At 36.2% G+C, this 15,612-nt stretch carries 12 protein-coding genes; 2 read left to right on the top strand and 10 right to left on the bottom strand.

The window, feature by feature from the left end:
• Positions 1–2: 2 nt before the first annotated feature.
• Both AC0L5Q_RS10020 and AC0L5Q_RS10015 read left to right on the top strand, forming a co-directional pair.
• Positions 3–3,137, top strand: a complete 3,135-nt coding sequence (locus tag AC0L5Q_RS10020) for an efflux RND transporter permease subunit (RefSeq protein ID WP_473618212.1) — start codon at positions 3–5, stop codon at positions 3,135–3,137.
• A gap of 284 nt (positions 3,138–3,421) precedes the next feature.
• Positions 3,422–3,736: a hypothetical protein gene (locus AC0L5Q_RS10015; protein WP_473618211.1), complete on the top strand. Its 315-nt coding sequence runs from the start codon at positions 3,422–3,424 to the stop codon at positions 3,734–3,736.
• 88 nt (positions 3,737–3,824) lie between these two features.
• Here AC0L5Q_RS10015 and AC0L5Q_RS10010 read toward each other — a convergent pair whose 3' ends face one another.
• From AC0L5Q_RS10010 to AC0L5Q_RS09965, 10 genes are all read right to left on the bottom strand, one after another.
• On the bottom strand, positions 3,825–4,916 hold the full coding sequence (locus tag AC0L5Q_RS10010) for a hypothetical protein (RefSeq protein WP_473618210.1): 1,092 nt from the start codon (positions 4,914–4,916) through the stop codon (positions 3,825–3,827).
• An 80-nt stretch (positions 4,917–4,996) separates the two neighbouring features.
• On the bottom strand, positions 4,997–5,296 hold the full coding sequence (locus AC0L5Q_RS10005; RefSeq protein WP_473618209.1) for a hypothetical protein: 300 nt from the start codon (positions 5,294–5,296) through the stop codon (positions 4,997–4,999).
• 327 nt (positions 5,297–5,623) lie between these two features.
• A complete protein-coding gene (locus AC0L5Q_RS10000; RefSeq protein WP_077340891.1) occupies positions 5,624–6,295 on the bottom strand; it encodes a YoaK family protein in 672 nt (223 codons plus the stop codon).
• Positions 6,296–6,309: 14 nt separating this feature from the next.
• On the bottom strand, positions 6,310–7,554 hold the full coding sequence (nhaD, locus tag AC0L5Q_RS09995) for a sodium:proton antiporter NhaD (protein WP_473618208.1): 1,245 nt from the start codon (positions 7,552–7,554) through the stop codon (positions 6,310–6,312).
• A 127-nt stretch (positions 7,555–7,681) separates the two neighbouring features.
• Positions 7,682–8,248 carry a CBS domain-containing protein gene (locus AC0L5Q_RS09990; RefSeq protein WP_473618207.1) on the bottom strand — a complete coding sequence of 189 codons (567 nt, stop codon included), beginning with the start codon at positions 8,246–8,248 and terminating at the stop codon, positions 7,682–7,684.
• A gap of 233 nt (positions 8,249–8,481) precedes the next feature.
• A complete protein-coding gene (locus AC0L5Q_RS09985) occupies positions 8,482–8,778 on the bottom strand; it encodes a hypothetical protein (RefSeq protein WP_473618206.1) in 297 nt (98 codons plus the stop codon).
• An 80-nt stretch (positions 8,779–8,858) separates the two neighbouring features.
• Positions 8,859–10,850, bottom strand: coding sequence for an LTA synthase family protein (locus AC0L5Q_RS09980; protein WP_473618205.1), 1,992 nt, complete (start codon positions 10,848–10,850; stop codon positions 8,859–8,861).
• 119 nt (positions 10,851–10,969) lie between these two features.
• The gene (locus AC0L5Q_RS09975) at positions 10,970–11,335 is read right to left on the bottom strand and encodes a diacylglycerol kinase (RefSeq protein ID WP_473618204.1); all 366 of its coding nucleotides are present in this window, start codon (positions 11,333–11,335) and stop codon (positions 10,970–10,972) included.
• Positions 11,335–13,023: a phosphoethanolamine transferase gene (locus tag AC0L5Q_RS09970; RefSeq protein WP_473618203.1), complete on the bottom strand. Its 1,689-nt coding sequence runs from the start codon at positions 13,021–13,023 to the stop codon at positions 11,335–11,337. The genes AC0L5Q_RS09975 and AC0L5Q_RS09970 overlap by 1 nt, the downstream gene beginning before the upstream one ends.
• 433 nt (positions 13,024–13,456) lie before the next feature.
• Positions 13,457–15,595 (bottom strand): TonB-dependent siderophore receptor, encoded by a 2,139-nt coding sequence (locus AC0L5Q_RS09965; RefSeq protein WP_473618202.1) that lies wholly within the window; start codon positions 15,593–15,595, stop codon positions 13,457–13,459.
• Positions 15,596–15,612 lie beyond the last annotated feature (17 nt).

Here is a 15,612-nt window from a genome sequence, read left to right as displayed (position 1 = left end):
ACATGATTGAAGCTATTATTAGATGGTCTATCGGCAATCGTTTTCTTGTTATTTTAGCAACGCTGATATTAATTGGTGGAGGCTTATATTCACTTAAAAATACGCCAGTTGATGCTTTACCTGATTTGTCTGACGTGCAAGTTATTATAAAAACAAGCTATACAGGGCAGTCGCCACAGGTGGTTCAAGACCAAGTCACGTATCCATTAACTACGGCTATGTTATCAGTACCCGGAGCAGTAACTGTGCGTGGTTTTTCCTTTTTTGGTGATTCCTTTGTTTACGTTATTTTCGATGAAGCTACAGACTTATATTGGGCGCGAAGCCGAGTATTGGAATATTTAAGCCAAGTGGCTCCATCTTTACCAGAAAGTGCTCGTCCGCAATTAGGACCAGATGCTACCGGTGTGGGTTGGGTGTATCTTTATTCACTTATCGATAAAACCGGTAATTTAGATATTAGCGAATTGCGTAGCCTGCAAGATTGGTTTTTAAAATATGAATTACAAACAGTTGCAGGAGTGTCTGAAGTTGCTGCTATAGGCGGTATGGTAAAGCAATACCAAGTACAGGTAGATCCTAACAAACTAAGAGCCTATAACATTCCGCTAAGCCACGTTCAAATGGCGTTAAAAAGGGGGAACCAAGAAACAGGCGCATCAGTGGTTGAAATGGCTGAAGCCGAATACATGGTAACCACAACAGGCTACATTAAAAGTATTGAAGATATTGAAGCTATACCGCTAGGGCTTACCGAGCAAGGTACACCGTTAAGTATAAAAGACGTTGCTCAAGTAGGAACAGGTCCACAAATGCGCCGAGGCATTGCAGAACTTAATGGTGAGGGTGAAGTAGTGGGCGGTATTGTTGTTATGCGATACGGCGAAAATGCTCAAAAAACCATTGATGGTGTTAAAGCTAAACTTACATTATTGCAAAAAGGTTTACCTGACGGCGTTGAAATAGTGACGGTTTACGATCGCTCTAAACTCATAGGTGAAGCGGTGAGTAATCTTTGGCATAAGTTGCTAGAAGAATTTATTGTTGTCGCGCTAGTTTGTATCGTATTTCTGTTTCATGTTCGTTCATCGTTAGTCGCTATTATTAGTTTACCTGTAGGCATACTTACCGCATTTATTGTTATGCATATACAGGGAATTAACGCCAACATCATGTCGCTTGGTGGTATTGCTATTGCCATAGGCGCTATGATCGACGGCGCAATAGTCATGATTGAAAACATGCACAAACACATGGAAAAAACACCGCTTACTAAAGAAAACCGATGGCAGGTTGTAGCAGAGTCAGCCAGCGAAGTGGGGCCCGCATTGTTTTTCTCACTCCTCATTATTACCGTATCTTTTGTGCCAGTATTTACGTTAGAAGCACAAGAAGGGCGCATGTTCTCGCCTTTAGCTTTTACTAAAACTTATGCCATGGCGGCTTCAGCGGCTTTAGCGATTACTTTAGTGCCTGTACTTATGGGGTATTTCATTCGAGGTAAAGTATTAGCTGAGCATAAAAATCCGGTGAATAAATTATTAACAACGATATATTTACCCGCGTTAAATTTAGTACTCAAATTCCCTAAATTTACCCTTGTTATTGCGCTTTTAGTGACTATTGTTGGTTTTTGGCCTGTAAACAAAATAGGCAGTGAGTTTATTCCGCCACTTGATGAAGGCGACTTAATGTACATGCCAACCACTTATCCCGGTATTTCTATTGGTAAAGCCAGAGAGTTGTTGCAACAAACTGATAGGCTGATTAAAACAGTGCCTGAGGTTGATACGGTATTTGGCAAAATAGGCCGAGCAGAAACAGCAACAGATCCAGCGCCATTAACCATGATTGAAACCATTATTCAATTTAAGCCTAAATCTGAATGGCGCGCAGGTGTAACAACGCAAAGTTTAAGAAAAGAGCTTGATGACTTAGTGAAGCTCCCCGGTGTTACTAATGCTTGGGTAATGCCGATTAAAACCCGAATTGATATGCTAGCAACCGGCATTAAAACGCCTGTAGGTATAAAAGTAGCAGGTGCTGATCTTGAGGTAATTCAAGATATTGGAAAGCAACTTGAAAAAATATTAATGAATGTAAGTGGCACCGCTTCTGTTTATTCTGAGCGTGTTGCTGGCGGTCGATATATAAAAGTAGATATTCAAAGAGAAAAAGCCGCGAGATATGGGCTAAATATTGCTGACGTACAACAAATTGTTTCATCAGCTATTGGTGGTATGAACGTAACACAAACGGTTGAAGGGCAAGAGCGTTATCCGGTGAATTTACGTTATCCACAAGACTACCGGAACTCACCTGAAGCGTTATCGCGCTTACCTATTGTTGCGCCAAATGGCATGAATATTTTATTAGCAGACGTTGCTAATATTATTATTGAAGATGGACCTCCGGGTATTAAGAGTGAAAATGCGCGTATTAATGGCTGGGTACTTGTAGATATTGAAGGCGTTGATGTAGGCTCTTATGTGGTTGACGCGCAAAAAATTGTGGCCGACCAACTTGTTCTGCCAGCAGGATATTCTATTGCTTGGGCAGGTCAGTATGAGTACATGTTACGCGCCAAAGAAAAACTCACTTACGTTGTGCCATTAACGCTTGCCATTATTATTGTGCTGCTTTACTTAAATTTTAGAAATTTTACTGAAGTTGCCATTATTATGGGGACCTTACCGTTAGCCATGGTTGGCAGTATTTGGTTAATGTACCTACAAGGTTTTAATTTTTCTGTCGCGGTAGGTGTTGGCTTTATAGCACTAGCAGGTGTTGCCGTTGAAATAGGTGTGATTATGCTGGTTTATTTAAATCAATCACTTAAAGCAATGAAAGAGCATTGTGTTGCGGAAGGTAGAGAGCCTAACGAAACGGATTTAGCCAAAGCGGTATTAGACGGTGCAGGCATGCGTGTTCGACCCGTAATGATGACGGCAGTAGCAATCATTGTTGGCTTATTACCTATTCTATATGGCACAGGCACGGGATCAGAAGTTATGAGCCGAATTGCCGCGCCTATGGTAGGTGGTATGGCAAGCGCTGTAGTACTTACTTTACTCGTACTGCCTGCTATTTATTATTTAACCAAGGTTTCAGCTTTTAGAGCAAACGCCAATAGCTAGAGGAAGTGCTATAGCGTTATTATATTTTTAATGAAAGGGTGGGAGTGGCTATAGCTAGATCCACCAAATGACTTCTAGCATCAGCAGTTAATTGTATTAGTGATGTACTAAAAACATTCGCAGCATAGTTGGGGTTGCTACTATAGGAGTCATAAAAATAGCAATACAGGTCATTCAAAAGGATAAATAACAGTTGGTTTTTATTCCTTTGTCGCTTATTTTAACTAACTATCATTTGTCTCTTATTGAGACATTATACGTTTCTAAAGTTTGGTGTTAATTAAATGTCAGAAGACGCTATAAAGCTTGCTACTAAATTACTTCAAAGTGATGATGATTACTTAAATACAGTTATAAGTCTTTGTCGAATTGGAAATAAAAAATATGGTCAATGTTGGAATACTGAATTTCATGTTTTTAGCGTAATTTCATCAGATACGGATCATTTACCTTTAAGGCATGTTAGAGCAAGATGTTCCGCTGAGTTTTTAGCTAAATCAGATAAAGAGCTAGCTGAAATTATAGAGTCTTACCGAGCTGATGTGGTAAGTGCTTGTAATCTAATCGTTAGTAGTAAAAACGAAAATCAAGTTAGCTGACCCCTTGATGTTCTAAGTTAGCTGACCCCTTGATGTTCTGATGTTCTAAATAAAGGTGGGGGATTTAACTATAGTGATTTGTATGTTTTTAGTGCATAGTAATTACACGTAATAGTTGGTCTTTTGGTTTATATTCAAGAGCCGCCACTACTCTTGTTGGATATCCACCGTCCAACCTCGGAATTTCGAGCATAATGTTAAACTTTGATACATCATACTCTGATGAATATGACAAATTATATATATAGCTTTCAGATATTTTTGAACGGATCAGGTTGGAAAGTTCATCTTTACTTAAAGCTTCAATGCCTGCTTTCTCAAGCTTGCCGCACTTATCAGATTTTAAATATCCATGCTTTGCTTCTTCAATTTCTACATTAAATTTATCTATTGGTAGTATCTGAGAGGATATTGCGTTCAATGAAAGTTCAGTATCTGATTCAAAGCCTTTAAAGACAGGTCTTTCAATTTTGTAACTTAAAAATACGTCAAAATAAACTGACTGGAGACTAAATACATCCATTCCAAAGTCTTCGAATGGATAACCTTTTATATTTATATTTTCTTTATTGGATCGATCATCCTCATGCCCCATAATCACTTTATTGCCATGCTTTAGGAAACTATTCACGAGTATTGTGGATAAATAAACTCTTGCTCTCGATGAGAATGTACACGGAATATAGCCCACATATGATTTAAAGCTAGAAAGAGATTTATTTATTCGTTCTAAACCTGCTTCAGTTAAATTGTTTATGTAAACGCAATACAGGGCGCTACCATGAACAAAATCTAAGTTTCTTGAAAGTAACAGAAATTCTTGGAGAGTCGAAAATATGAATTCTTGATCCTCTCCAACTAAGTCCCCGCACTGAATGCTATAATTTGATTTAGGATTCAAGAGTGGCAACAATTGCTTCATTACCTCATTCCCATATCCATAAGACACTATATCTTGTGTGTTAAAAATAAAACCTGCTTCAATTCTATCTGTTCTAGGAACCAATGCTGTTCGTAATTCCTGGTATTTGATTCCTTTGTCTTTAAGTACGTCGATAGTTGTGGCTACCATATTTTGTATTTCACGAAGCATTACATCTGGCGTAGCTCCAAAATAGTCTCGCATAGTTTCAAGTATTATGTGTCCACGGGCATCAACTGTATGGATAGAGGTACTCATATTCGTCCTTAAATATAAAAGCCCAAATAACAGGCTAAGTCATGGTTGACTAAAATCATGTAGCGAAGCGTAGCCAACTGTTACGTGTTGTTGATTTTCTTGTTAGATGCTTTCTCTCTGGATGCTATTATACCAATACCGCTTACAGCCATTACAGCTATAAGTTGTAGAATTAAACGCTCAATATCAATTTTAACACCGTATTGGCGTTTAAAAGATATAGGACTTGGAGGTTCTGCAATAAAACTGTATCCCAGCGGAGATTCTGAATAGGTACTTTTGTTCGAAAAAGTTTGAATCCAAGGCGGAAATAAGCAAATACCAATAATTAAAAATAGCCCTAGAACAAATACTTTTCTCTGCTTAGAATTTAGATTCACACTCAAACCCTTTTAGGTTGCTAACAGCTCATTATTGAGACTTCTCACTAATGTCCGTCTCATAAAATTAATTTATTATTGCTTAATATTCCATAATTTCAATGAATTAGAAACAGTAATATTTCCAAAATAAACTCTTATTGAATATTACTGAGACTTATTAGTGATTTATACTTATAGAATGGTTATTAAGTACTTAATTTTTAATGGGTTAATTTGTGAGTGTTAATGTATCTCAAGTTACGGGTTGTTACGGATACTTCTCAGTAATAACCGACTAATGAGGTTGACACTGCTTTTATCTTACCTAACCCAACTTTGGATTATCTACACTTTTGCATTTACTGTGTGCTTAATGGTGAAATGATAAATAGCCGCGAGCAGTAAACAAATAACGGCGGGAAATAACAGCGCAGAAAACTCAAAATAAGCGAATAAGTAAGTTCCTAAGGTTCCACCTAAAACAAATCCTAAAATAATAAAAATAAATAGTTTTGCTTTACCTTTGTCGAATGGTTTTCCTTTCAGGGCTGAACCTAACATAAGTCCTAAATCTGTAAAGATACCGGTTAAATGCGTTGAGCGTATAATAGCTCCGCTATAACTTGTGGCAAGAGCATTTTGAACGCCACATGCTGCTGTGGCGGCAAATAGTCCGTAAAAAGAATGATTGGTTAATAAGAAGTATGCGATAAATATCAATATAGATTCTGCAACTAAGCAAACATCATAATTGCGTCCTATTTTAAGGGTGCTTGAATGCACAATAAAACCAGACAAACTTGCACCTAAAAGAAACGATATTAATATACCTAATAATTGTAGCGAGGCGTGTGTTGAGCCATTAACCCAAGTGGTTCCTACCAGTGTAACGGTACCTGAAACATGAGATACCGATTGGTGTTCAAAACCCAATAAACCTATCGCATTTATGCACCCTGCAACGAGGGCTAAAATAAATGCGCTGTGTTTTATCCACTGGGGTAACTTATTTATCAATGCTTTACCTGATATTAATTAAAAAAGTAATTAGCCAATAGTATCGTTAATACATAACCTAAAGTATAGGCGGCAAGTAATGCTGGAATGTAGCGCATGTAAGACATAAACGTAATTTCTTTCATTTTGCTCATGGCAATAATACCCGCGGCAGATCCTATAACCAGTAACGAACCACCTACACCCACTGCATATGTTAATGCTAACCATTGTGGAGTATTAAGTACAGGTGTTGCTTTTAATAAGGCCGCGGTTAAAGGTACGTTGTCTAATAATGCTGAACCAATACCTGCGAAATAGCTTGATATATTAGGATCGAAGTTGGCATATATTTGAGCAACAAGGGTTAATATTCCAATTTCTTTTAACATACCAACAAGTAATAAAATTCCTAAGAAAAACAATAAAGTGTCGTATTCTATTTTACGTATGTATTCTAATATTTGGGTTTCTTCGGCATCGTTTCTATAAATTCTGCCGATTAAAAACATGAGTGATAAGCCTGTTAAAAAGGTAAGTACAGGTGGAATGCCATACAGAACATTCATTAGCATGGTCATTACTATTGTGCCAAAAAATATAACAGCGATATAAATATCAACGCGTTCGTAGTTATTAGGAATAGATTCAGTAATCACTTTTCCTCTGGCTCCTTTTGATAGTAAAGCGGCTAAAAACATGACACTGGCTAAAGAAGGTAAAAGTAAGAGAAATAATTGCGACATTTTTACATGGCCATCTAAAAATATCATTAGTGTAGTAACGTCACCTGTTATAAGCGCTACACCGCCTGAGTTAACCGCGAATACAATTAAAATTGCCATTCTAAGCTTAGTTTTTTTAGGTAAGTTAAAAGATTCTAATAATGTTAATGAAACTAAGGTTGCGGTTACGTTGTCGCAAATTGCAGAAAGAACTAAAGAAAATATAGCCACAAGAAACATTAAGGCTTTAGCGGAAATTTCAGCGGGAAATAAACGCTGAACCGCCATTTGTATAATACCTTTGGCATTTAAATAGGCGACAAAGGTCATGGTAGACATAAGAAACAGCCATAGTACGGCTATTTCTAAAAGGTTTTCGTTGAGCTGGTGAGTGATAAGTTTATCGTGACCCGGTGCGGCATTCATAAATAAAATAAGCCATGAAATACAGCCTAAAAAAAGTGTGGTAGTTGCTTTGTTGATATGAGTAACTTCTTCAAAAACAATACTTAACAGTGCAAGTAAGGCAATGAAAATAAGGATGTATTCTAGCATCGGGGTTCCAGTAGTTTTTACAATAGTGTTAGTTAATAAAAATAGTGCGGTATATAACAAAAGAGGTGCGAATATTATTGGCACCTCTTCTTAGTTGTTAACGGATATACGTTAATAGTAATGGGTATTACATAACAGCTTGAACCTTTTCAAAGATACGACTAAAAGAAGTCGCGGTATTAATTTCAATAGGTAGCTGTAACTTGCGTGCTATATCGCTTGATGAAATTACGCCTCTGATATGGTGATTTTCTTTATCTATTACTAAACAATGACGTAACCCGTAATTTTTTAGCGTATTGATTACATTATTAATATTCGATTTCTTAATATCGCTATAAGAAAATGCATGTAAATCATTACGAGGTATCATCATATCTTCAACGGTGATTTCTTCTCTTATTGCTCCGTTGAATACTTTTTGCATTATGTGGCGCTCTGTTAACTCTTTAGTACTTATTACGCCTAAAAATTTTGAATTTTCAGATACCACAATTTCCATTTGTACATGAGATTTTTGCATTAACTTTAATGCGTCAGTGGCTAAAGTATTTGCTTCAATCACTAATGCTTTATGTTTTTTAAAGTCAGTAAAAAAATCAGTCGCGGGTGAAAGTAATGTCATTTCGATGAATTGATCGGGAGATATAATTTCGTCAACTAACTCTAAGTTATGTAATGTTAATTTTTTCATGAGGTATTCCTTAATAATCTTTTTAAAATCAGCAATCGAGAAACAGTTATGTTGTATCGAAATTGCTTTTTTATTTTTAAAACAACAGCTTATTAGCTAAAAATTTGTATTTTTTTAGGTGAGATTATAAAAATTATTGTTGAGATCATTAACATCACTTAATTGCATTATTTGTGGTTAAAACAAATAATTTTTAAACGTATTAATAAGTCTAATTTTTATAAAACAAAAATTTAGGAATATAGAGGAGGAGCGCGTTGTTGTTTAAAAGTTAAAATATAATTAAGAAGGAGGGAGTTACTCTGTGTAGAAACTGGTTTTTCGTTAGTTTTAGGTAATGCGTGTAAACCTAAATAGAATAAAGGCGGTTTAGCTTTTATATCTAATTCATGCTCGTCTTCTGGAGGCGTGTCTAAATTAAATTGAACATTAATATTGCTTGCATTATTTAGGTCAACATCAATTCGCTCATTAGATAATGAGAGACTTGAGATAATTAATAATGATAGCGAATATAAAAGTTTTAACATCTTAATGCTTTTATTGTTGAGTTACTTTCTATTATATAGGGTGCATTCGATGGCTTTCCAATAGAATTTCGTATTTATTTTCAATTGTTGGTAAGTATTTGTGTATTTTCAAATTTATACCATTGGTTTTCATACGCTAAACAACCCCATAATACATGGGCTAGAGCTATTTCTGCGAGTAATATATTGTCTTTTGTGTTGGTGAGTTTTTTACTCTCTGAATCGTATAAAAAATTCATTGGTTTTTTTTGTGGTTGTAAAATCGTCACTTCATTGTTTTTCATATAGGCAAAGTTATCAGCGTATTGCATCATGGCTCTTCCTGATGCTTCTTTTTGGTTAAGATCATGGCCTAACATAGGTGATGTATTTTCAATGCCTATTAACGAAAGCAGAGTGGGCGCTAAATCTATTTGACTTATCACTCTTTCGTCCATTCTTGCGTTTTTACCTGAGTTGAGTATAACGCCAGGAATATGAAAGTTTTTAATAGGCACTAAATCATTACCTAATGCTCTTGCGTCATGATCTGCCACAATTAAAAAAACCGTGTCTTGCCAATAAGCTTGTGTTTTGGCTTTGGCTATAAATTTTCCTAAGGCATAGTCAGCATATTGAATAGCTTTATGGCGAGATAATTCTTTTGCGTTGTAGTGTTCTTTTTGATCTTCAGTATATTTTATTGGGGTAACAACATTGTCTGGTATTTCAAAAGGGTCGTGATTACTTGATGAGAAGATAAAACTAAAAAAGGGCTTATTTGATTGATGTAATTTATTCAATTCAATGTCGGCTTGGTTAAATAAGTCTTCATCACTTGCTCCCCACGAACCAACAAATTTAGGTTTTTCTATATCGTTAAAGTCAACGATATCGGTAAAACCATTACCTAAGAAGAAGCTTTTCATATTATCAAAATGGCTTTCACCACCATAAATAAATTGTGTCGCGTAATTGTTAGCTTTTAATAAATTAGCAATGGTAAAAAAGTTACTTTGAGATTGATCTAATTTTACAACAGCTCTAGCAGGGGTTGGAGTAAATCCGGTAATAACCGCTTCAATGCCTCTAACCGAGCGAGTACCTGTGGCATACAAGTTTTTAAAGGCCCAAGCATTATTGCTGAGTTTATCTAACTCTGGTGTAAGTGGGAGCCCACCTAAAGAAGAGACAAATTGTGCGCCTAAGCTTTCTTCAAGAATAATAACAAGGTTTTTGGGTTTACCTTGATAAACCGGTAAACGGGTATTTAATGAGGGCTGATCGGAAGATTTAAAAGTATTAGTTGCTAGCCCGGTTTCATGTCTAATTATTTCTATAGCTTTAGATTGCTCCATTTTTCCATACATTTTAGCTGCATTTTTCTCGTCTCCAAGTTGTTTAAAGGCATGAGCCACACTGTACATAGAGTTAAGTGTTAACGAGTTGATTAATGGGTCTGTTGAGTAATAAACGAAAGAAGGATTTATAGGCCTATGACCAAAAGTACCACGAGCAAATGAAAATAATACTAATAACAATACAACAAACGAAATAGCTGATGAGGCGATGTTATTTTGCGTAGGATTATTTTTTTGTGCAAGGATATTGGTAAATACTTTTAAACAAATTTTACAAGGCAGTATAAGCAAAACGAACACAATAATTAATGTGATTGAATGCCCATTAATAAGCATTTTCATTACTTCGTTAGGGTATGCTAAATATTCTATAAACAAGCGGTTAGGACGAAACCCGTATTCAATAATAAAGGCTGGCGTCGCTAGTTCAAAAAATAAAATACTAATAAATATTACAAAAAATATTACGTTAAGTATTTTTAACCACAGGTAGTTTTTTTTGAACAGCGCCATTACCCAAGGATGAATAATGGCCGGAATAATTAACAGGTAACCGATAGTACTTAAATCGATTCTGATACCACTTAATAAAAGCGTGATAAAAGATTGAATGGTGTCAAAACGGTCAAACTGCCAGAGTCCTAAGCCCAGTCTAGAAATAAACAAGGTAAAAACTAGTAACAAGGTAAACAGTAAAAAAGGACGTATTAAGTAAAAAGCAGTAGTAAGCATTGTATTGAATATCTTTAAATAAAACACAATGCTTACTTTAAATAACGAAACTTAAGGATTACTTAACTGAAACTGATATTTAGCTTGGAAAAAAGAGCAGAAATATCAAGATTAAGGACTTATAGTAATATCACCGCCCAAATGCTTGCCGCGATTATCATACTAATAAAAACTGCCGCAGATCCTAAGTCTTTCGCTAATCCTGATAGGTGATGTATTTCTAATCCAACTCGATCTACAACTGCTTCAATCGCTGTATTTATGACCTCAGTAAAAATAATAAAGAGGATAGATAAAATTAAAACAACTTGTTCTTTATAGCTAATATTAAAAAAAAATGTGGCGGGTATAGCTGCAATCAGTAGGAGTATTTCTTGCTTAAAAGCTGATTCGTTTTGATATAACCATTTAAATGCTCTAAAAGAATTTAACGAGGCAAGATATATGCGTTTTAAGCCTTTTGGCTTGTTTTTATTATCAAACACTAGTTTATTCTCTCTTGATTTAATTTGTTAGTAACAGTCGTTCGTGCAATAGCTATTTGCGATTTACAATGTATAAAAGGGTCGTTGTTAGGATGATAAGTTTTAGTTCTAATAGACATCATGCTCAGTACAGTATCAAAAATATTATCGTGATTAAGCGCTTGTTGAGATATTCCATCAAGACAATTTAGGCTGAAGTCTGTTTGTTTGTCATCATTCCAGTAAATCATAGGAACATGAGTTTGTTCATCAGGCGCAAATGCGTAAGGTAAACCATGTAAATAAGCACCTTTTTCACCTAACGACTCACCATGATCAGAAACGTATAACATAGACGTTTCAACATTTTCAGCTACTGCCAACGTATCTATTTCAGCTATCACCTGTGAAAGCACATAGTCGGTATAAGCGATTGTATTATCGTAACTATTAACCAACTGTTCATGCGTGCAATTTTGAATGTCGCTTCGCTGGCAGTCTGGAGTAAATACTCGTTTATTTTTTGGGTATCTTTTGAAATACGTGGGGCCATGGGAGCCAATCATATGGAGCACAATTAAAGTATTTTCATTGGTTAAGTTATTCAGCTTTTTTCGTAGTGGTTGAAGTAAAGCTTCGTCGTAACAATATTCGCCATCACATAAAGGGTTGCTTTTATCTGTTGGTATTTGTTCAGATGGAACTCGAGTACAAACGCCTTTACAGCTACCGTTATTGTTGCTTATCCATAGCACGTCAGCTCCAGCTAATCGTACAATATCAATCACATTTTGTTGCGATATGGCTCTGCGTTTATCGTAATTGTTTTTATTGAGTCTTGAAAACATGCATGGTACTGAAACAGCAGTAGCTGTACCGCAAGATGTCACGTTAGAAAACGACACAACACCTAATTTATCCGTATATTTATTGGTTTCTTTTTTATAACCGTTTAAGGAAAAACTTGTTGAACGAGCGGTTTCTCCTAACACTAAAACTGTTACATGTTTTTTATGGTTGGTTCGTTCAATGGATGGTGTTGTATCTAATACCTGAAATTTAAGTGGTGGGTAAAAGTAATGATTTCTAACAAACTTGAATGAAGCATCAAACATTTTATAAGGTGTTATATAGCTAATAAGATCTTTGTTGTTTCGCCCGACAGAAGCGTAGTTAGAAGAAAATAGACAACCAATAATAACGGTAACCATTAGGCTTACACTGAGTAGCTTTATACGAGCCAGTAACTCTTTTACAAAAGGTTTATACGTTAATTGAACGGTGTAAATTAACCAAGCTGGAATAACCGCAAATATGAGAAAAAAAACAATAGCGTAAATATTTACATAAGAAAGGGCTTCGGCGGTATCTGTTTCAACCGTGTTTTGTACCATGCCATAATCGAAAACAATACCATAGGTAACAGTTGCATAAAAAATTAAAGCAGCACATACAACCGTTAATATTAAAACGCATTTAGTTATCCACCGAAAGGCTACTAGCCCTTGAATTATAAGGATTAAACACAGTAAAAAAATAGGGAGTGATAATAAAAACCAAATATTGTAATTATTTAATGAGGTAATAGCTGTTGAAACTTTGATTAAAAATGGCAGGTTTAATATCAGCGCAATATAACTGCAAGTAATTAATAACAATTGGTTAGTGGTTAATTGGATCTGTTTAAAATAACGAATAATGTTTGTCATTGTATAAGTCTTAAAATGAATGTTTAGTGGTAATACGAAATTCAACGCTGTTTACATTGCTGTCTGACGTTACTGGTAAAACACCTTTTACTCAGTGTTTTTATTTTATTGAAGCAAACTTAAGATAGACTTAGCCTAAACAGATAATTAGCCTAGATTAACTTGTTTGAGTGGAAGGGTAAGAGAAGGTTGGTTACTTTGCTAACTTTCACTAGTTGAACAACCACATTTGTCGTGGTGTTGGCATAAGGTAAAGTTTTTAACATGTGCATAGGAAATGATTAAAGCACCTAGTGTTGTCTGATATTATTATCTTATTATTATCGATATAAGTTTTGTAATACTTCGTTTTTCAATACAAACCAATCTAATCGTGTTGTGAACGTCGGCGTATTATTACGCCGACTTAAATAAAACGAACGAAGAGTTTTTATTAAAATGAATATTTCACACTCGCCTTAATTGATCGCGGCGCGCCGGGCATTGTCCATTCTTCAAAATACGAATTAGCGTAATACTCTTCACCAAGTAGATTATCGATGTTGATGGTCAAATCTAAATTGTCGGTTAAGGTTGCGTTGGCAAATAAGTTTACTAGTGTGTAGCTAGGTAGTTCATAGTCTTGCTCAAGAAAGTCACCTAATTGAGTACCAACGTATTGAATGGTTAAGCCGACGCTACCTTCATAATTTGCAATTTCAGTAAAATGACGAAGCATAATGCTACCGCTGTGTTCAGGTACGTTACCTAAACGAGCACCTTCTTCTATGACATAAAAATCCCATAATTTTATTTCTTTTGAGTTTTGCGCGTCAACATAAGCGTATGACATTGAAGCAACGGTATTAGGTGCTAGCTTATAAGACATATCAAGCTCAACGCCCTCACTTTCGGCTGCACCTAACGCTTCAGTAGAGCCATCACCATTAGGGCTACTGGCTAGAATGTTAGACTTTTCTGTTGTGAATATTGCTGCTGTACCGCTGAAGCCTTGCGTAGGAAGATCCCATTTAAAACCAATTTCATAAGATTTACTTTCTTCAGGATTGTGACCCTTTCCATTGGCATCTACACCTGAGTTAGGACGAGCACCTTCTGAGTAGTTAGCGTAAATACGTGTTTCATCTGATACTTCATAAACTAGACCAAAACGAGGATTAAAGTAAGATTTAGACACGCTGATTTTAGTGTTGTTTGTTAATCTATTGGTGATGTCTTGATCAAAATTGTCGTATCGCATGCCAAACATGACCTTCCAATCAGCTGACAGGTTAATTTGATCTTGTAGGTAGATCCCTTGACCACTTTGCTCTTCAAGATCAGAAGTATTATCAATCATGTTAGGAAGAGTATCTCGATACACTGGATTATCGTAGTCGATTGCATAATACGATGAATCACTCTCTGGGCTATCTGCTAGTGCGGTATTATGGCGATAGCGTAAAATTGTGCGATCTAATTCATAATCATAAGCATCAGCACCAATCAGTAGGTTGTGTTCTAAACCGAATAACTTGCTTGAACCACTCAATTCGAAGCGACCAGAAAGATCTTCAGCATCGAAGTCGCGGTAACGACGTTGGCGAATAATAGAGTTACTATCGGCATCATACCAACGCGGTTCTGAAACACTGCCTTCAAAAGAGGATGTTCGATAGCTTAAACCTGCATTAATTGCCCAGTCGTCAGATAAATCATGCTGAAATTCTAGTTGATGGCCTATGGCTTTAATTTCTACTGGTCCATCAGCAGGTTCGCCATAAAAATTTGAATCTGAGAATGTTTTACCTTCAACAAACACAACACCGCGATCCATATCGGCTTCTTGGTTTAAATATTCCAGTTCATAGCTTATGAGTGTGTCATTACTTAATTTATAGAGAAATGATGGTGTAAGGACTGTCTTTTTCTTGGTGACGGTATCTCGGTAGCTTTCAGCATCTTCATAGGCTCCATTGATTCTGAAAGCAAGATCATCAGTTAATCCTGTGGTGAAATCACCTTCAGTGCGATAAGTGTTAAAACTACCCGCAGTTAGCTTGATATAGCCTTCTTGATTAAACTGTGGCTTTTTCGTGGTAATGTTAACTGTACCTCCGGGTTCTCCTCGTCCATAAAGTGCAGAGCTTGGGCCTTTAAGCACCTCGATTAATTCAACATTAGAAATATCACGGTTTCCACTAAAGCCTCGCCCTGCGCTAAAGCCATTAATCAAATAAGCTGAAGGTAAGTTTTCATCGCCGGCAAAGCCACGAATTGCAAACATATCCCACAAACCGCCGAAATCATTTTGCCTTGTTACACCGCTTACTAATTCAAGTGAGCTTTGTAGGTTAGTAATACCAGCAAGTTCCAACGTTTCAAAAGGTATTGTAGCGATAGATTGCGGTAGATCTTTTGTTGGCACATTTCCGCGATAAGCTTGGCGTAACCCCGTTACTTCGATGCGTTCAACATCCTCTTTTATTGTTTTTTTTACATCAGCGCCTTGAGCGGTTAATGGCAATGATAATGCAACACAGATACACAGACTTAACGGTTTTATCTGTCGATTGAAAGGGGGGCATTTCATGTTAATTCTTTCCTTTT

This window comes from Pseudocolwellia sp. G5-9 (genome assembly GCF_055808995.1).
Note: the sequence above shows the minus strand (reverse complement) of the source record. Positions and strands in the feature narration are given on the sequence as shown.